13 protein-coding genes and 2 pseudogenes are annotated in these 17,978 nt (G+C 69.2%); 6 read left to right on the forward strand and 9 right to left on the reverse strand.

Going from position 1 to position 17,978, the window contains the following annotated elements:
• Positions 1-157 precede the first annotated feature (157 nt).
• Entirely contained in the window at positions 158-1,939 is a 1,782-nt protein-coding gene (locus ACIQE0_RS10110) for an RICIN domain-containing protein (RefSeq protein WP_402330391.1), read from the forward strand.
• Between the two features lie 57 nt (positions 1,940-1,996).
• Here the strand turns inward: ACIQE0_RS10110 and ACIQE0_RS10115 are convergent.
• Positions 1,997-2,920, reverse strand: a pseudogene (locus ACIQE0_RS10115) (IS5 family transposase); the annotation flags it as partial.
• A 164-nt stretch (positions 2,921-3,084) separates the two neighbouring features.
• Between ACIQE0_RS10115 and ACIQE0_RS10120 the strand changes: the two are divergent.
• A pseudogene (locus ACIQE0_RS10120) lies at positions 3,085-3,284 on the forward strand (response regulator transcription factor); the annotation flags it as partial.
• Between the two features lie 47 nt (positions 3,285-3,331).
• Here ACIQE0_RS10120 and ACIQE0_RS10125 read toward each other — a convergent pair.
• The 3 genes from ACIQE0_RS10125 to ACIQE0_RS10135 all read right to left on the reverse strand — a co-directional run bounded on the left by ACIQE0_RS10125 (position 3,332) and on the right by ACIQE0_RS10135 (position 7,370).
• Positions 3,332-5,662, reverse strand: coding sequence for an NACHT domain-containing protein (locus ACIQE0_RS10125; protein WP_402330393.1), 2,331 nt, complete (start codon positions 5,660-5,662; stop codon positions 3,332-3,334).
• Positions 5,659-5,877 (reverse strand): hypothetical protein, encoded by a 219-nt coding sequence (locus ACIQE0_RS10130; protein WP_402330396.1) that lies wholly within the window; start codon positions 5,875-5,877, stop codon positions 5,659-5,661. The genes ACIQE0_RS10125 and ACIQE0_RS10130 overlap by 4 nt, the downstream gene beginning before the upstream one ends.
• A 200-nt stretch (positions 5,878-6,077) precedes the next feature.
• On the reverse strand, positions 6,078-7,370 hold the full coding sequence (locus ACIQE0_RS10135) for a DUF6801 domain-containing protein (protein WP_402330399.1): 1,293 nt from the start codon (positions 7,368-7,370) through the stop codon (positions 6,078-6,080).
• Positions 7,371-8,119: 749 nt separating this feature from the next.
• Here ACIQE0_RS10135 and ACIQE0_RS10140 point away from each other — a divergent pair.
• Genes ACIQE0_RS10140 through ACIQE0_RS10150 form a run of 3 tightly spaced genes read left to right on the forward strand, consistent with a single transcriptional unit; the run spans position 8,120 to position 9,127 of the window.
• Positions 8,120-8,446: a PadR family transcriptional regulator gene (locus ACIQE0_RS10140; RefSeq protein ID WP_366331111.1), complete on the forward strand. Its 327-nt coding sequence runs from the start codon at positions 8,120-8,122 to the stop codon at positions 8,444-8,446.
• Positions 8,443-8,799 (forward strand): DUF1048 domain-containing protein, encoded by a 357-nt coding sequence (locus ACIQE0_RS10145; RefSeq protein ID WP_366331092.1) that lies wholly within the window; start codon positions 8,443-8,445, stop codon positions 8,797-8,799. Before ACIQE0_RS10140 ends, ACIQE0_RS10145 begins: the two co-directional genes overlap by 4 nt.
• Position 8,800: 1 nt before the next feature.
• Positions 8,801-9,127, forward strand: coding sequence for a DUF1048 domain-containing protein (locus ACIQE0_RS10150; RefSeq protein ID WP_402330401.1), 327 nt, complete (start codon positions 8,801-8,803; stop codon positions 9,125-9,127).
• 459 nt (positions 9,128-9,586) lie between these two features.
• Here the strand turns inward: ACIQE0_RS10150 and ACIQE0_RS10155 are convergent, their stop codons facing one another.
• The gene (locus ACIQE0_RS10155; RefSeq protein WP_402330403.1) at positions 9,587-10,474 is read right to left on the reverse strand and encodes a helix-turn-helix transcriptional regulator; all 888 of its coding nucleotides are present in this window, start codon (positions 10,472-10,474) and stop codon (positions 9,587-9,589) included.
• 302 nt (positions 10,475-10,776) lie between these two features.
• Here ACIQE0_RS10155 and ACIQE0_RS10160 point away from each other — a divergent pair, with 302 nt between their 5' ends.
• On the forward strand, positions 10,777-11,691 hold the full coding sequence (locus ACIQE0_RS10160; RefSeq protein ID WP_402330404.1) for an NAD(P)H-binding protein: 915 nt from the start codon (positions 10,777-10,779) through the stop codon (positions 11,689-11,691).
• A gap of 181 nt (positions 11,692-11,872) precedes the next feature.
• Here ACIQE0_RS10160 and ACIQE0_RS10165 read toward each other — a convergent pair whose 3' ends face one another.
• The 4 genes from ACIQE0_RS10165 to cmdF are packed head-to-tail and all read right to left on the reverse strand — an operon-like array spanning position 11,873 to position 17,127.
• Positions 11,873-12,916, reverse strand: a complete 1,044-nt coding sequence (locus ACIQE0_RS10165) for an alcohol dehydrogenase catalytic domain-containing protein (RefSeq protein ID WP_402330406.1) — start codon at positions 12,914-12,916, stop codon at positions 11,873-11,875.
• A 13-nt stretch (positions 12,917-12,929) separates the two neighbouring features.
• Complete coding sequence (locus tag ACIQE0_RS10170; protein ID WP_402330408.1) at positions 12,930-14,369, reverse strand: aldehyde dehydrogenase family protein; 1,440 nt, start codon at positions 14,367-14,369, stop codon at positions 12,930-12,932.
• Positions 14,369-15,469: a phenazine antibiotic biosynthesis protein gene (locus ACIQE0_RS10175; protein ID WP_366331086.1), complete on the reverse strand. Its 1,101-nt coding sequence runs from the start codon at positions 15,467-15,469 to the stop codon at positions 14,369-14,371. The genes ACIQE0_RS10170 and ACIQE0_RS10175 overlap by 1 nt, the downstream gene beginning before the upstream one ends.
• 47 nt (positions 15,470-15,516) lie before the next feature.
• On the reverse strand, positions 15,517-17,127 hold the full coding sequence (cmdF, locus tag ACIQE0_RS10180) for a tyrosine 2,3-aminomutase (RefSeq protein ID WP_366331085.1): 1,611 nt from the start codon (positions 17,125-17,127) through the stop codon (positions 15,517-15,519).
• Positions 17,128-17,978: the final 851 nt, after the last annotated feature.

Below are 17,978 nucleotides of genomic sequence, written 5' to 3' on the forward strand. Positions count from 1 at the left end.
ATGCGGCCAGTGTGGTCGGTCCGCACGATGCCCGGGCCCCCGCGCCTCGGGCCGTCGCCCGAAGATCCCTGCACACGGCTTCAACGCCCAGCCGGTCGGGAGCCCCTGCGTGCGCGTCGGCCCGCGACACGGCGGCCCAGCCGAACGGAGGAACAGGATGAGACTGTCCGTTGGCAGGAGTCGTCCCAGAGGGACGGACGGCACGCGAGCCCGGTCGCGCGCCGGGCTGACCCGCCTCGTGGCGGGCATCGTGGCGGCGGTGCTGACCGCCGCCGGACTGGTGTTCGGGACGGCCGGTCCGGCGACGGCGCAGCCCCCTCCGCCGAACAGCCTGGAGGACGTCCAGGCCGCCACCTACAACCTGCAGGGCGCGGGCAGCGGAAACGACGTCAACAAGTGGACCAAGGACCTACCGCAGCTCTTTGCCATGAACTACAACATGATCGCCATCCAGGAGGCCGGCCCCGGACAGGCCGTGCCGGGGGCGTTCCTGGGAACCATTCCGACCGGCGGCCCCCAGCCGGTGGAGGTCTTCCAATGGAACGCGGGCACCCAGAGCCGCCAGGAGATCGTCTACATCTACTACCTGCGGACCGACTTCGGCGGTAACCGGGTCAACCTGGCCATCGTCACCCCGTGGTACACCACCCAGATCCTGTACGGCCCGAACCCCGGGGCACGTCCCGCCTTCGGGATCCAGCTCGGCAACTCGTCGTTCTGGACGGCGCACGCGGACTCCCTCGGCGGGCAGCAGAACAATGCGGAGGCCACGCTCAACGCGATCCAGGCGGCGTCGCCCAACGCCAACTGGCTGGCGATGGGCGACTGGAACCGCGATCCCAGCGTGCGGCCGATCACGGCACCGGCCGGAGCCGTGCAGTACCGCAGCGGCCAGCCCACCGTGGGCCTCTACACCGACAACCCTTCCGAGGCGGACTACTTCTTCACCGGTCGGCCGCTCACCGCGGCCGCGCTGTACGAGGGGGTGCGGCTGAACGCGATGAGCAGCGACCACACTCCCGTCGCTCTGCTCCCCCTCGCGCTGCGCGGCGGCGCCGAGCCGATCGAGCTGCGCAACGTCGGCAACGACGAGAACCGCCTGGCGGTCCCCGGCGGATCGACCACCGACCATACGGAACTGATCACCTATCCCCCCACCAGCCGCACCGGCGGACAGGCCGCGGTTCCCGCCGCGGGCCCCGAGCAGACGTGGCGCCTCGCGCCCCTCCTCGGAAAGCCGACCTTCGTGCTGATCAACCAGAGGACCGGCAAGTGCGTCGATGTCCTCAACGGCCACGGCCGGCAGGACCTGGTCGACCAGGCCACCTGCTCGGGCCAGGCGACCCAGGAGTGGAACTTCCACCCGAACAGCAACGACTCGGCCACGGGCGTGCTCGTGAACAGCGGCCACACCACCAGCTGCCTCGACGTCGTCGGCGCCAACGGCAACGTCGCGACCGCCGCCATCGCCCCCTGCGACGGCACGAACACCCAGCAGTGGGAGATCGCCACCCGGGAGTCGTCCGCCATCGCCAGCGTCAGCAACAGCAACCGGCTGCTCGATGTCCAGGGCGCCTCACAGGACGACTACGCCCACGTGATCACCCAGACCGACAACGGCGGAGCCAACCAGCGCTGGCACCTCGACTCCAGCGGCCCCGGCACCTTCACCATCGTCAACGAGGAGTCGGGCAAGTGCCTGGACGTCCACGACGGCATCCATGCGCCCCAGGGTGACTGGGTCGACCAGTACGACTGCGCGGGCCAGTTCACCCAGGACTGGGAGTTCACGGTCGGAACCAACGGCAGCGTGCACCTGGTGAACACCTACTACGGGTGGGACCTGGACGTGCTGCGCAACCTGACCGGCGACGGCCGCTGGGTGGGCGTCTACCCGGACAACGGCGGGGCGAACCAGCTCTGGACCTTCCTGAGCTAGGGCCTGTGTGAGGTCGTGATCAGTCGGGTGTCTGTAGGAGGTCGTTGATCCAGATCATGTTTTGTCGTACCTGGCAGCGATGCCGCGCCAGGCCTTCAGCTTGTTGATCAGGCGCTCGACGGTGTTCCGTTCTTTGTAGAGATCGGTGTCGTGGCTGACGGGCCTCCCGCCTCGGCTGCCCTTCTTCTTGCGGTTGGCGGCCTGGTCCTTCTTCTCCGGGATGACCGCCTTGATCTGGCGCTTGCGCAGGTAGGCGCGGTTGGCTCGGGAGGAGTAGGCCTTGTCACCGGCGGCCGCGCCAGGCCGGGTCCGAGGACGGCCGACGGGCCCGCGGATACGCACGTTCTCCAGGACCGAGACGAACTGTGGGCCGTCGGCGGCCTGTCCCGCGGTCAGCACGATTGCCAGCGGGCGGCACCCGCGATCCCCGGCGAGATGGACTTTGCCGGTCATTCCGCCCCGGGACCGGCCGAGCAGAGCGGCTTTCAGTCGGAGCCTGCGGCGCCGTCGGATGCGCCGCCGCTCTTCCCTGCCGGGGTCGCTTCCGCCGCCTCGCCCGTTGCATCCCTGCGATTCACCCCTTTTTGTCGAGCCTGCTCTTGCTCGGCAGCGGCTTCCTCCAGCGCCTCCACGACCTCTTTGTCGATCCTCATCCCGGCGGCGTCGTGGTGTGCGCGGACCGTCGTGGAATCCACGCTGACCAGGGACAGGTCTGCCTTCCCCCGGCGGGCGGCCTCGGCGATCAGGCCTTCCAAGAGTGCTGCGAACACACCAGCGTCACGCCAGATTCGGAAACGGCCATAGACCGTCGACCAGGGGCCGAACTCACCGGGCATCTCCGCCACTGGGCACTGGAACGGAATCGCCAGATCACCCCTCGAACTGGTCCCGCAGCCGCTGCGGGTACGGGCCGTACTCACCTATCGGCAGATGCGGCTCGATGAACTCCCACTGATCATCGGTGAGTTGCCTGCGCGTCACACCCGACGCCCTACCAGGTTCGGCTCCCGAACGGGACAGAACCCGAGAATGATCACAACCTCACACAGGCCCCAGGGCGCGCCCGGCACCGACGGCATCGAGGCGACCCGGCGCCTCGCCGCCGCCCCGGCTCAGGCCCGGGTGCACACCGTCATCCTCACCAGCTGACCGGTCGCGAACGCGAGGCCGTCGTCCTGGCCGCGCACGGCCTGTCCAACGACGAGATCGCGCGCCGCATGTGATCAGCCCGATGACGGCGAAGACCCACATCAACCGGGCCATGACCCAGCTCCAGGCCCGGGATCGCGCCCAACTCGGGGTCCTCGCCCACGAATCCGGCCTCGTGCCCCCGCGCAACTCCTGACGTTCACGGTCCGGTGGCATCCCGGCGGTGGAACGTCGTCGAGTGCTTCACAGGCCGTGGCCATCGGTGTCGGTGACGTCGGGTGGGCGGTCCGGGTTGACGTTGTCGGTCCGGTGAAGGATGCGCTCGGGCAGGGTGCCGGCGGTCTTGCACAGGTGGTCGCGGAGCCGGGCGTGGCGGAACTGGTAGACCGTGCCGACCTGGCGCAGGACCTTCCGCTCGCAGGCGTCCTGCAGGAACGCGTCCAGGTCCCTCGGCAACCATCCCGACAGCGGCAGCCAGATGCGGGCCAGGACCACCCAACGCCCCCAGGCGGTCATGGTGGCGGCCCCGATCACGATCACGCATCCGGCCACCAGCCCGGCCCCGAGTCCGGCCGGGGCACTGTTCGCGAGCCCGAAGGCCATCCCGTATCCGGACCCCATCACGAGCCCGATGGTGAGCATCTGCTTGAGTACGGTGGCGCGGTTCTTGTTCAACAGAACGGATGGGAGGGCGATTTCCTTTCTTTGCTCAATCGGGATGACGGTCTCGAACCCGGCCCCGAGCGCGGCGATGAGCCCCATCACGAGCCCCAGGCCGGTGCCCACCGCGAGCGGCACTCCCGCATTCAGCGCGATCACGGGCCCGGGATAGCCCAGGAGAGCCATGACGGCCGTGCTTCCGAACGCCCACAGGAGTCCGAACAGGAGGCCGCCGGCGAGCCCGCGCGTGACTCTGGGGCGGAAGCTCTCCCGCAGTCTTGCCTTCGTCCCGTTCTCCGTCCAGCCCCGAAGCCTGATCTCCATGAGCGACGGTTCGAACTTCGGGCCGCCGACCTTCATCTTCGTGACGAGCCCGTGCATGAGCCCGAAGGTCAGCCCCAGCCCGAGCCCGTTCTGCGGGCCGGTGAGGCCTGCCACGACGAGCCCGTTCACAGGCCCGGACAAGAGCCAGACCTCGGTCCCGTAGACGATCCCGGCCACGAGTCCGGACGCGATTCCGACCGTGACCCCGACCCGCAGCATGCGCCAGCGCAACCTCACGGTGGTCCCCAGCCGCCACCATTCGATGTCGGGCGTCTTGAGTTCCGTCATATGTGCGGCGAGGTAGCCGAGCCAGTGCCGGGCACGTTCGGGGTCCCAGCGCCGGTTTTCTCCTGCTGGCTCGTTGTTGAGAAAGCGCTTGTAGGCGGTGGGGATGAAGATGTCCAAGAGGTGGTTTTCCAGGGCTTTCTGGGTGTCGAGCTCCTTGTCTGTCAGCAGTTCCGACGGGTCGCGCTCGGATTCGTAGACGTACCGGGCAAGTGTGACCATCAAGGGGGTGGTCAGCACGGCGGCGAGATTGGCGCCGGCCTGTGTGGGGTGAGGGCGGCGCAACTCGCTCAGGACGTAGGCCCATCCCTCCTCGGGGGCGACCTCCCTACCGTCGGGGAGAGTGGTGCCGGTGACCTTCTGCAGATACTTGACGGAGTCGTCCAGGTTGAGGTCGACCAGCTCGATGGCGGTGGCGGAGGGCACCACCTGGGACTCTTCCCTGGCGGCTTCCATTTCGTCGCGCCGACTGGTCACAAGCAGCGGCATGGTGCAGCTGTTGAGCGCTATCAGCGCGTCTTTGCGCAGACCGACGGCGATCTCGTCGAACCCGTCCAGGATCGGAAGAACGTAGTCGGCACCCACCAACGTGGCGGCCCACGTCTTGTTGCCGCTGGGGCCGGTCTCGGCGAGAAAGGACTGATCCCTTTCCAATCGGCTGATCAACCAGCTTCGCAGCGGGGTGGTTTTGGGATTCCATGATCCGAGACTGAAGATCACCGGCACCGGCGTTTTATGGGTGCGAGAACGCGCTTTCAGGCGGGTCAATGCGAAACGTAGGGCCAGGGCGCTCTTCCCTGATCCTGCCCGCCCCAGCACCATCAACCAGCCGGACTCCGCCTGTCCCTGAACGCCAGCCGCGATCTCGTCCAGTGCATCGGCCCGGCCCTGCGGAGGAGCATCCGTTGCCCCAGCCGGAGTGTTGCGGATGTCTTCCTCACGGCCGAGCACGTTCCCCGGCACCGGTTGCCAGCGCACAGGCAGCGAGTCCGAATCCCGCAGCCTCAGTTGTTCTTCCTCATGCCGCAGGCGTGCGTGGACGTCATTCGCGAGCAGATCGGCCTTGTCGGCCAGCGCATCATCGACGGAGCGGCGCTCGGCGCGCACTGCCTCCACGAGTTGCTCGACCAATGTGGCCAGCGCGCCCTCGGTGGAGGCCCCTTCGGCGAAGAGCACGTTGACCGTGTGGTCGCCGATGGCGAGGATGCCCGAGACCTCTCCGACCGTGATCGGCGGATTGCCGCCCGCCTGGTCGGGAGTGGGTGCTGCGGGCCCCGACTCCTCCGGATCCGGCGCGACGCTCACCGGCACAGGATGTTCCTCACGCCCTCGCCGGTGGAGATGCCCCCGGCTTTGTCCGTGGCGGAGACGCTGCGCGTCCCGGCGGCCTGGGCGACCGGGCGCTCCGGCAGCATCGCCGGCAACTCGCCGACCAGCAGCCGCCGTCCCGGCCGCATCGTCGCTCCGGCCGCCTCGCCCTCGGCCCTGGTCAGCACGCCGACGCCATTCGCACCCACCACCGGCGTTGCACCTGCCGGCATCAGCTGGCCAAGCACAGTGTCGATCCCCGCCAACAGAGGCACCTCCCTCTTCACGCAGACAGTCGGCCTTCCGTGGCCGACCTCGTCCCCGGCCGGCAGGCACAGGCGCCTGTGCCTGCCGGCCACCCTGCTTCAGCCTCCGTTTTACCCAGGCGGTGGCCGTTCACTACGCCTGTCCACTACGCCTGTCGAACGTATGCGGTGCTGGGCTTCTCGTCGGTCACGACATCGACGTCTTCACCCTGCAGCAGGCCCGCGAGTTGACTGTCCAGATCGGCGCCACCAGTAGCGCGCGCACGGACGCCCTGATGGGCGGCCCGGTGCGGAATATGACGCGCCATCACAAGATTCCGGCCGTCCGTACCCTTCCGCCCCGTGCTGCCATGCGAGGCCGCCCCACCGTCACACTCTCGACGCCGGGGGGCAGCAGCAAGCAAGACCGCCCGGCGGCAACTGACGTCGCTCCGGCCGGCGTTGACGCCTTCGGCGGGCCGGTCAGGCTTCGGGGTGATGCGCTGCTGATCCCCTCCGTCATCACCGGTGCGGCGGTGGTTTTTCAGCCGCGTGCCGAGGAAGAAGGCAGCGGCGCATGCGACGAGCGCGCCCACGGCCAGCAGGATGAGATCCCCGGTGTCCTGGCCGGCGGCCGAGGGCTTGGGGACGATCTCGGGTTCGGTCGGCCTCGACCTCGGCGTCGGACGGGAGGAGTTCGTCACCGGCGTGGGGTGGGAAGCCCTGGGGCTCGGATTGCCGGGCGTGGTCGCGCCGCCCTCTGCGGGCCCGGCGCCCTCCGACATCGTCGGCCCGGGAACGGCAGCGCCCACCGCTCCGGTCGTCGGCCTCGGAGCGGCGGAGGCCACCGGTCCGGTCGAAGGGGGCGGAGTGGCGGAGGGGACCGAACTCGGCTTCGTGACGTCGAAGGACGTCACGACATTGCTCTGGCCGGCGTTCAGGGTGCACGGCGCGTCGCCCTGCAGCGCCAGGGTGCCGGTCGCGTTCTTCGCGAGGAGGTGGAGGGTGAGGCCGCCGGCTGTGACCGTCCCCCTGCCCGGATGGCTGAAGGTGCGCGAGGTCGCGCTGGCGGTTGCCGTGACTTTGAAGGGACCGGATGCCGGGACGTTGGCCGTGGCCATGCGGAAGGGGACCGTGACGTCGAAGTCAGCCTGTGGCGCGGCCACATGGGCCCTCGCGTCGACCGTGCCCCCGAGAGTCTTCATGCCGGCGCTTGCGAGCCACTGGGTGAAACTCGCGCCCACCGTCGCCACCGCGTGGACGGCGATGACGTTGCTGGGCGTGCCGACTGCGACCGCATTCGGGATGTCCGATTCGATCTCCGCTGTGAATGGCTGATCGCCGATCAAGGGAGACGAACACGTATAGCCGAACGTCCGCGAAATCGGTTGCGCGGCAGCCGTTCCAGCTCCGACAACACCCACCAACCCGCTTGCCGCCACCGAAGTCGTGGCGGCCACAAGGATGATCCTCACCCTTGGCCTGCCACACCTGATACTCATGAGTCAGCCCCCGTTCACTGTTCCTGTGTGCGATTACCGAACGACTCTCGTTTCTTGAAGCTCAGCGCGTTGCTCAGATCGCGTGCCCCGTGCCGGATCTGCGGCGCCCGGGCAATTTCGGTCAACGGGGCACGTAACGTTACTTGGAAGACGTGGCCCCGGCGGAGCTGGTTCCGCAAGGAACCCCGCACACCGCTCGAACACGTGCCGAAACACGTTGATGGGGGGCACCTTCCAGGAATCCACTTCATGACTGACTGAACATCAAGAATGGTGCTTCTGCGTTTACTGATGTTTGTGCGCCGAAAAGCCAGTAGGTAGCTCTGGCCGCTTGACCATGCCCCTGTTGCGGAGGCAGATCATTTGGTGCAGACGGCGGTGGCGATCGCCTGGGACCGACCGGCAAATGGATCACTTGAGCCGGCGGATGATGGCCGGGCGTCCGAGCGGTAGAGCTTGGTCGCGCGTCGGACGAGGATGCGGAGCCCGACCAGTACCGCGGTGAGTTGAGGCAGAAGTCCCCATACGGCAACGCCCCAGCCCGCAAGCGACGACCAGCCCCCTCCCGTGCCGCGCGCCAAACACAGCGCCGATGGTTCACCTCGCTTCCGTCGCCCCGAGCTCGCCGCTCGGCAAGCTACTCCGTGATACCGTGTAGCAGTACTCGGCACTACGTAGTACCGAGAGATTCGACGAGGAGGCCTGCGATAGACGACCTGACGGAGATGCTGAAGGGCACGCTGGAGGGCTGCGTGCTGGAAATCATCGACAGCGAGGAGACCTACGGGTACGCCATCACGCGTCGACTGAACGAACTCGGCTTCGCCGACGTCGTCGAGGGGACGGTCTACACCATCTTGCTGCGGCTGGAGAAGAACGGGCTCGTCCAAGTGACGAAACGACCGTCCGGGGTGGGTCCGCCGCGCAAGTTCTATGCGCTCAATGATGCTGGGCGCGAAGAACTCGGAAGGTTCTGGGCGAAGTGGGAGTACCTCTCATCGCGAATCAACAAGCTCAAGGAGGGCGGGAGATGAGTTTCTGGGAGACCATTACCGGTAGCGACCTCACCAGGGAATGGAAGGCGTTCGAAGCTCGGGCCGAGGCATTGCCGGCCGACTACCGAGCGGCGTGGGAACAGATCAAGGCTCACCTCTTCCCCTACTCGGGCTTCACGGGTCGCAACCTGATGCCGATTCTCGACGGCGCCCTGGGGCTGCTCGAAGAAACAGCGGCGGACGGGCAGAGCGTTCAAGAGGTACTCGGCGACGACATCAAGGGCTTCTGCGCGGCGCTGGCCGGTGGAGAAGGGGCTCGGAGCTATCGCGACCGGTGGCGCGAGCAGTTGAACCGCAACGTCGCAAGGAAATTGGGCCAGCTGGGAGGCTGACGTGGGCATCCAGGACATCATCGAGGGCAAGAAGCAGTGGCGAGCGCACATGGCGCGGGTCAAGGCGCTCCCGCAGGATTACCAGATCGCCTACAAGGAGATGCAGAAGTACTTCTTCAAGGTCGGACCGATCGACTTGGCGGACGGGACCCTGCTCTCCGGGATTGTCGATTTCTTCGAGGAGGGCGTCGCGACCGGCAAGGGGGTCCTGGAACTCATCGGCAACGACGTCGCCGCCTTCTGCGACGACCTGATCAAGGACTCGCGCACCTACGCGGACGTCTATCAGGAGTCCCTCAGCGGGAAATCCGGCACGGCCGAGGAGTAGGACCGACTCGCAGGTGGATCACTTGAGGCGGCGTGTGGTGGGACGGCCGTTCCAGCGAGAGCGGCTTGTCGCACGGCAGATCGGCAGACGTGGCGTGACACGTGCGGCGGCGAGGCAGAAGTCCACGACCTCGCCGCTCCTCTCGGTGCGACGCCGGAGCTTGCCATAACCGTAGCCATTCATCCACGGGTGGAAATGTTCCACCACCCAGCGCTTGCCAGTCCGGATCGGGGCCGGCACGCCCTTGCGGGCGGTGCCGACCGTAATCCCCATCTCGCTGCCAGCGGACGGGAGTTGGCATTGTCGTAGCCGCGGTCGAGGTTGACGTTGACGTTCACGGTTTTCGGCATCGCGTCGACGTGCCTCTTCGCCGCGTCCAGGGTGGGCCCGAGCAAGGGCGGGTCATACCGGTGTGCCCGATCCCGAAGGGCACACCGCAGGCATCGGAGCGTGATGCTTCTACTCCGTCCGTTCCACGGGCGCGGGGCCCGGACGGTCGAACGGCATTGCCGAGGAACCCAGTTGATGCAGGGCGCGCGAGGTCGCCTCGTCCGCCGGATGGTAGGCCCAGATCCGGTGGCCTTCGCCTCCCGGCAGTTCCAGGACATGCTGGTTGAGGGTGAGAGGTCCGACCCGCGGATGTCGGAGCTGTTTGCGGTCCATCGCCTTCTCGTAGACGCGGTGTTCGCTCCAGGCGGTGCTGAACGCGACGCTGTGGGCCGACAGTTCGGCCACCAGCGCCGCCAACCGGCCTGACCCCACCTCGTAACCGGCCTGTGCGCGGAGAGCGGCCACCATGCAGTGGGCAAGTTCGGGCCACTCGGCGAAGAACGACTGCGCGCGGGGGGCGAGAAAGACCATGCGGGCGTAGTTGTCCCGCGGCGCCAACCCCTCGTGGAGAAGAGCACCGAGCGCATTGCTTCCCATGATGTCGAGCCGGCGGTTCACCAGCAAGGCGGGCACCGTCATGGAAGCGAGCAGCCGACGCACCTCCGCCAACCGCTCCCCGTCCATGCCGGGTTCTGCTCCTCCCCCGTCCGCGGCCGCCGCCTCGCCGGCGGCGAGTTCACGCAGGTGTCGCGCCGCTGCGGCGTCCAGCAGCAGCGCGTCGCACAGCCCCTCCACCACCGCACGAGACGGTCGCCGTTCCCTGCCCTGTTCGAGACGCACGTAGTAGTCGGTACTGATCCCCGCCAGGAACGCCACCTCGTCCCGCCGCAGCCCCGCTACCTGACGCTTCGCTCCCGGGGCCAGCCGGTGCTGTTCGGGGCGTACCTGCTTCCGTCTGGCGCGCAGGAATCCTGCCAGTGGCCCGCCGCTCCGGTTGCGGCCGCTCGAAACCTCCATGCCGAGCAGCATAAGGACGCGCGGCCAGCCGACGTGCGGGGTGCGGGCGCGCGCGTGGAGTGGGTGTGCCACTCCTACCCGTCCGATCAGCGGCATGACTACCGTGCGGAGGCGTGCCGGGAACGCAGGGGCCGCAGAGGAGCGCTCCGCTTCCCCGTTCCCCCTCCCCTTCCCGGATGTTCCGAGACCAGGGCGTCGCATGGGCGTGGTCATGGTCGTGGACGGGGAACGGCGAAGGTGCGCCCGGTACCCGTACAGAACGCGAGACTTCAGTGCAGAACGTGAGAGAGGGAGAGCAGTTGATGCTTGTCATCACCGGCGCCAGTGGTCGGACCGGACGGGCCGCTGCGGCGCGGCTGCTCGCGCAGGGGCATGCCGTTCGAGCCGTCGGTCGTTCGGCCCGGCGCCTCGCCGGCCTTGCCGAGCGCGGTGCCGAGGTGTGGGAGGCAGACCAGACCGATACGGCTGCGCTGACCGCTGCCTTCCGTGGCGCGCACGGCATCTACGCGGTGATCCAGCCCAACTACATCGCCGACCACCCCGACTTCGGCGCCTTCCAGGACCAGGTGTCGGCCTCCCTCACCGAGGCGATCACCGCGTCCGGCGTGACCCGCGTCGTCGGGCTCAGCAGCTGGGGATCCCAACACGCCGCGGGCACCGGCCCGGTCGCCGGGCTCCACCGCTTCGAGCAGCGTCTCTCGGCCGTCCCCGGACTGGACACGTTGTGGCTGCGGGCCGGCTACTTCATGGAGAACCTCCTGGACCACGTCGAGGTCGTCAGGCAAACCCACCGCCTGCGTGCCCCCTTCGACCCCGACCTTCCGTTGCCCTTCGTCAGCACGCGGGACATCGGAGTCAGGGCGGCCGAGGAACTGGCCGATGGGACCTGGCGCAGCACGGAGGTTCTTGAGCTCCAGGGGGAACGCGACGTGAGTATGCGGGAAGCCACGGATGTGATCGCGAAGATGACAGGCGCAGCCGACCTCGCCTACGAACAGATCGGACTCGCCGCCTTCCACGCGGAACTCCGGGAGAAGGGCGTGTCCGCCAACGTCGCGGACATGATGGCCGAGGTCGGCAAGGCCATCAACCTCCGGCTCACGCGGATGCAGCAGCCCCGTACCGCCCGCACCTCCACCCCCACCTCCATCGAGCGGTTCGTCGACGAGGAATTCGCCCCCCGATACCGCGCGCTCGGATCGGCGGGAGGCGCCTGACAGGTCGTGGACTGCCCTGGTCCTGCTGCGTGTTACGCCTGTCTGGTGCGCAGGACGCTGGGACAGGGCGTGTTGTCGTGCGGCGGGAAAAACCGCGATGGCCTGGCGACGCCACGATAGGCGGCGCCGGGCCCGCGGTCTGGCGGCGTATCGCCCCCGAGTGGCGGGGCGGCCGCGGTGGTCAGGGGCGCAGGACGGGTTTGACGCACTGGCGGGTGTCCATGGCGTGGAACGCCTGCGGTGCGTCGGCCAGGGCGAAGGACGCGTCGAACACCCCGCCTGGCCGGAGGGTGCCGTCGAGCACCTCGGGGACCAGTTCGGGCATGGTGGCGCGGACGTTGGCGCCGCCTCCGCTGAGGCGGAGGTTCTTGCCGAACAACTCCCACAGCGGCAGGCTCACGCCCCAGGGCAGACCGACGTAGCCGATCCGGCCGCCCGGCCTGGCGCAGCCGATCGCCTGCTGCATCGACTGGAGTGTCCCGACCGCCTCGATCACGTGGTCGCTGCCGCCGCCGAGCAACTCGGCGACCTCGGCGGCCCCCTCGTCGCCCCGGGTGGCGACGATGTCGGTGGCGCCGTGCGCACGGGCGAGCCGCTGCCGCTCCGGGTTGCGCGACATCATCACGATCCGCTCCGCGCCCAGCCGGCGGCAGGCCAGGGTCGCGCACTGCCCGACCGCGCCGTCGCCGACCACCACCACCGTGGCACCGGGCCGCACCTCCGCGTGGAGGGCCGCCTCGTGCCCGGTGGGCAGCACGTCGGTGAGCGCCAGCAGTGCCGGGACCAGCTCCTCGGGGGGCATCTCCGGCACCGCCAGCAGTGTCGTGTCGGCCAGCGGTACCCGTACGAATTCGGCCTGGCCGCCGTCGAGTGCCGACCCGTCGGGGCCGAACTCGCCGAAGAACATGCCGTTGTCGCAGGCGATGGGCATCCCGCGGCGGCAGTTGGCGCAACTGCCGTCGGAGGTGCTGAACGGTGCGATGACGAACTGCCCCCGGCGCAGGGCCGCCACCTCGCTGCCCACGTCCTCGACGACCCCGACGAACTCGTGGCCGCTGCGAATCGGCCGGGGCAGCGGGGACAGCCCCCGCAGTACGGACAGGTCCGAACCGCAGACCGCGGCGGCCACCACGCGCACCAGCGCGTCCGTGGGTTGCTCGACGCGGGGCTCGGGCACGTCCTCGATGCGGACGTCGCCCACGGTGTGCATGACTACGGCACGCAACGGAACACCTCCTTCAGTTTCGTGCCAGCGCGGTACTGCGCATCAGGAACTCGGCCAGGTACCCGTCGTGCGGGATGCCCGGCGGCAGCCACCAGGTGGGCCGGTCCAGGCCGTAGACGTTGCGGATGGACGCCTCGCCCAGCAGCGCGTCCACCAGCGCGTCGTCCTGGGTGGCGACGCCGACCACCAGGGACCGGCGCAGCGGAGCGGTGCCGTGCTCCCTGGACCACGGCGCGACCCATGCGCAGGGGAACGGCAGCTCCAGTGCGAGCTGTTCGGCGGCGGGGTCGTCCAGCAGGTGCACAGCCGGCCGCAGTGCGGCGCTGCCGTCCGCCAGGTCCTGCACCCCGCCGGCCAGGACCGCCCGGGTGCCGTGTGCCCGCTGCCGGAGGAAGGCGTCGACGGTCCGGGCCTCGGCCAGGGGGAGGCAGGGAAGCCCGGCGTCCTCCTGGTCCGGTGGCAGCGGCCGCAGTGCGGCGAGCCGTTCGGCCAGGGCCTCGGCGAAGCCCTGGGCGTCGTGCTCGACCAGCACCGCGGTGGTGTTCAGGCAGGACACCCCGCCCAGCCCGCCGACCGAGTCGGCGATGACGTCGAGGTGCGGCTCCCAGTCGCCGGTGATGAGGATCTTGACGCGGCCGGGGCCCTGGGGCAGCACCGGTGTGTCCGACGAGCCGCCGGTGTACCGGTCGACCACGTCGTCCCCGCCGAACACCATGGCGAGGTCGCCGCCCCGGACCACCTCGTCGGCGGCCCGGTGGTCGCACGGCAGCAGCAGCACGTCCTCGTCCGCGAACCCGGCCGACCGGAGCGCGAGCACCAGCCGGTGGGCGGTGAACGGGTCGCGCCGGGACGGCCGGACGGCGACGCGGTACCCCAACGCCAGGGCCTCGGGCCACAGTGAGTGGACCGCGGGGTGGTTGCCGGACGCGTTGACGCTCAGCAGCCGGCCCCGGCGGCGCCACACGACCGCGCCGTCGGCCCCGACGTCGGTGTGCTGCCAGTCAGGCGGCAGCGCCCCGCGCGGGCGGGCCCGCTCGGCGGCCCGCACCGCGTGCGCCAGCGATTCCCCGACGATCTCCGACGCGGCCCGGATCACCGAGACCGGGACGCCGGTGGTGCGGGCCACCAGACGGTGGTGCGCGTCGGGTTCGAGCCCGCCGAGCGGGGCCGTGGTGAAGGCCGTTGCGGCGGCCCGCAGCCGTGCTTCCCGCTCGGACAGTGCCCAGTCCGCCGCGACGGCCGGCCGCCGCCGCAGTCGGTCCAGCGTCCGCCCGACGTAGAGCGGGGGGACAAGTGTCAGCTCGGCGACCGGCCGGCCCGCCACGTCCCGTACGGTCTCCCGCCGGCCGGTGCGGTAGGTGCCCTCCGGGACCAGGGCGTCCAGCAGCCGGGGCTGATCGGGCGGGGCCCCGCCGGCGGCGGCCCGGGTGGCTCCCGGGAACGCCGCCGCCATCAGTAGGCCCCCACGATCACGGGGACACCGGTGAACTCCTCGACCGGGCGGACGTCGGCGACCGAATGGCCCGCCCGGTCCGCCGGCCCGGCCACCCGGCGCGCCATGTCGCGTTCGCGGTTGTTGGGCAGCAGGGCCGACTTGCTGAGGTGGTGCATGACCACCTGGCCGGTCTCCCCGACAGCGACCGGCTTGCCGCTGTCGGGGGCGACGACCTCGTAAGTGACGTTCACCGAGGGCGAGTCGAAGACCGAGTCGCCGCCGTCCGTGGTCGTCCGCTCGAAGGCAGCGCCGAGCGCCATGGTGCTGCCGTAGAGCCCGTACAGCGGTATGCCGGGGAACACCTCGCGGGTGAACAGGTCCCGGGTGTCCCGGTCCATGCTCGTTCCGCACCAGGTGATCACCTGGACCTGGTCGCGCACCAGTTGCACCAGCCGCTCGTCCCGGGCCAGGCGTTCCAGCAGCGGCGGCGGGGCCTGGATGGCCCCGACGCGCTGGCTGCTGAGGACGTCCGTGGTCTGGGCGAGCACGTGGTCCAGATACCGATCGGCCTCCTCGGGGCGTCCCTGCCCCAGGCATCGGCGCACCCAGCGGGGGTCGAAGTCGATGGAAAACCGCAGGCCCGCCCGGCGGCGCGCGTGCTGCCCGGTGAGTTCGGCGTAGTCGTGCGGGCCGCTGGGGCCCATCGACAGCCAGTTCACCCCGCGCGGGTAGCCCCGCTCGTCCATGGCCCGCATGGCCTGTGCCATCTCGCGTTCCATCCAGTCCGCGAGATACACCACGCGCTTGGGGGCCCCGGTGGTGCCACCGCTCTCGAAGACGCCGATCACCTCGGCCGCCCCGCCGTAACCCCGGGGCAGCAGGTCCTCCACCGGGGTGTGCCGCAGGTCGTCGACGACCTGGGGGAACAGGCTCAGGTCGGCCCTTGTGCGCACGTCCGTGCGCGGGTCGAAGCCCAGCCGGTCCAGCCGGTCGAGCCAGAACGGCGTGCCTGTCTCCGGTGAGAAGTGCCACTGCATGGCCGCCCGGACCAACTCGTCCGGGTCCACGTCCACATCGAGCGGAGCATCCAGCACCGCCAGGGCGTCCGCTGTTTTCATCCCGACTCCCTCCGCCGCTTGGGCGATCCGATACCGTCCGCGACCGGTCAGCGCAGCTCGATACCGGCGGCCTTGACGGCGTCGAGGAATTCGCCGCCGGCCACCGCGGCGGCCACCCGCTCGATCTCGTCGGACATGTACCGGTCGTGGTCGAGGGTCGGGGCCAGCGAACGGACCTTGTCGTAGGTGGCCTTGCCGGCGGTGCTGAGCCCCTCGTAGCGGCCGGTGAGGTCCACGGCCTGGGCCGCGGCCAGGAACTCCACCGCGAGGATCTTGCTGTTGTTGCTGAGCACCCGGCGGGCGTTGCGCGCGGAGATCAGGCCCATGCTGACGATGTCCTGGTTGTCACCGTTGGACGGCACGCTCTGGGTGCTGGCCGGGCCGATGGTCCGGTTCTCCGCGATCAGTGCGGTCGCCGGGTACTGGGCGCCCGCGAAGCCGCTGTTGAGGCCGGGCTCGCCGGCCACCAGGAACTCCGGGAGTCCGTAGCTGAGGTGACGGTTGAACAGGCGGTTGCTCTGGCGCTCGGAGAGCACACCGAGCTGGGTGAGGCCGATCGTGGTGAAGTCCATGACGAACGCCACCGGCTGGCCGTGGTAGTTGCCGCCGTGGAAGACCTCCTTGCCCGGGAAGAACAGGGGGTTGTCGGTGGCCGAGTTGAGCTCGGTGTTCAGCGTGCCGGCCGCGTGCCGCAGGGTGTCCCGGACCGCGCCGAGGACCTGGGGGATGGCCCGCAGCGAGTATGCCTTCTGGAGGTAGACGTCGGTGCGGGTGACGTCGTCGCCGGACTTCTTGCTCTGGTACTCCGCGCGAAGGTCCTCGTGGGCGACGGCCAGCTTACTGTCGGCGAGCAGGGTGCGGAGGTTGGCCGCCGAGTCGATCTGTCCGCCGTGCGGGCGCGCCAGTTCGTGGCCTTCGGCCAGGAACGGGCTGGTGGAGCAGCGCAGGGTCTCCACTATCAGCGCGGAGACGATCTCCGCCTGGTGGAGCTGGTCGAAGGCGCGGCTGACCACCAGCGACCCCAGTCCGGTCATCCCGGACGTGCCGTTGATCAGCGCGAGGCCTTCCTTGAACCGCATCTGCAGCGGCTCGATGCCGCGTTCGCGCAGCACCTCACCGGTGGGGACCCGGCCGCCGTCGCGCAGGACGTAGCCCTCACCGATGACGGTGCAGGCGATGTGCGAGAGGGTCGCCAGGTCGCCGCTGGCGCCGAGCGAGCCGATCTCGGGGATTGCCGGGGTGATGCCCAGGTTGAGGTAGAGCGCGAGGCGCTCCAGCACCTCGGGGCGGACCGCGGAGTAGCCGCGCGACAGCGCGTTGAGCCGCGCGGCCAGGATGGCGCGGGCCTCGTCCTCGGCGAACAGCGGTCCGACGCCGGCGCTGTGGCTGCGGATCAGGTTGGTCTGGAGCTCGACCTCCTTGGAGGGGTCGACCTGCATGTAGATCATCTCGCCGTAGCCGGTGGTCACCCCGTAGACCGCGGCGCCCTGGTGGACGATGTCCTCGAACTGCTGCCGGCTGGCTGCCGCCTTGGTCAGTACCTCGGGCGTGACCGTGCACGGCACGTAGTGCTCCGCGATCCGGCGGACGTCCTCGATGCCGAGGTTCTGCCCGTCGAACGAGATGGACTCGGTCGTGGTGTTGACTGTCGTGGTCAAGGCACTGTCTCCCTGTGTTGGAGGTCGGGGGGGGCCGGGAGATCCGGCGGAGAACTCGTGGGGCAAGGGCGGTTCGCCGGGATGCGGCGCGTCCACCGGCTTGCTGCATCACCCGGCGGAGGGGATGCCGGGGTGAAATCGAGGGGAAAGACATCACGGGAAGCCCGTTATGGGAGACCCGTTATCTGGAACCCGTCACGGAGCACCGTTTCGGGAAACCCGTACGCCGACGTCGCGTTGACATCAAGACGGTCGGGGAGGAATCAGCGAGAAGAACCGAGGCGAACTTACTCGGTCGCTGCTGTTGCACGTTACACGCTAGCCTCCGGTCTCGCACGGGTCAATCACAGCATTCGTGGTAACTCCCGTAACAATTGACGCGACCGCCCTCTCGGAAACCACCCCCCACAAAGATCACGCCACCCTTGCCACCGGCACCCGCACTGGCTGAAACTCTGCCGCCCTGGCCATTTTCATTCGGCCCGATCGGTGCCGAGCGACCCATCCCGAGTAAAATCGGCCAGTGCAGAGGTAATTCACGCCCCGTCGACGCGTCCGACTCAACGGCAGGCAACTCCCCCGCGTCGGCACGCGGATCCGGACACCGGCGTCCGAAGATCACTGCCACCGCCGCCCAGGCCCCCGAAGAAACACCTGGTCAACGACGCGCCTGGCAGGGAACCGCACCGTGACGGCCGGACTGACCGAAGTCCGACCGAGCGGACCGAAATCCAGCCGATCGCAACTGCCGGCCTTGCCGCCATGGTCAAGCGCAGGTAATGATCCATTCAGAAAAACTCTCGACGCAGAAACCCCTTCGCACCGCGTCGGAGCACCCCCCAACAGCAGCG

This window comes from Streptomyces sp. NPDC093097 (assembly GCF_044754325.1).
Taxonomy (GTDB): Bacteria; Actinomycetota; Actinomycetes; order Streptomycetales; family Streptomycetaceae; genus Streptomyces.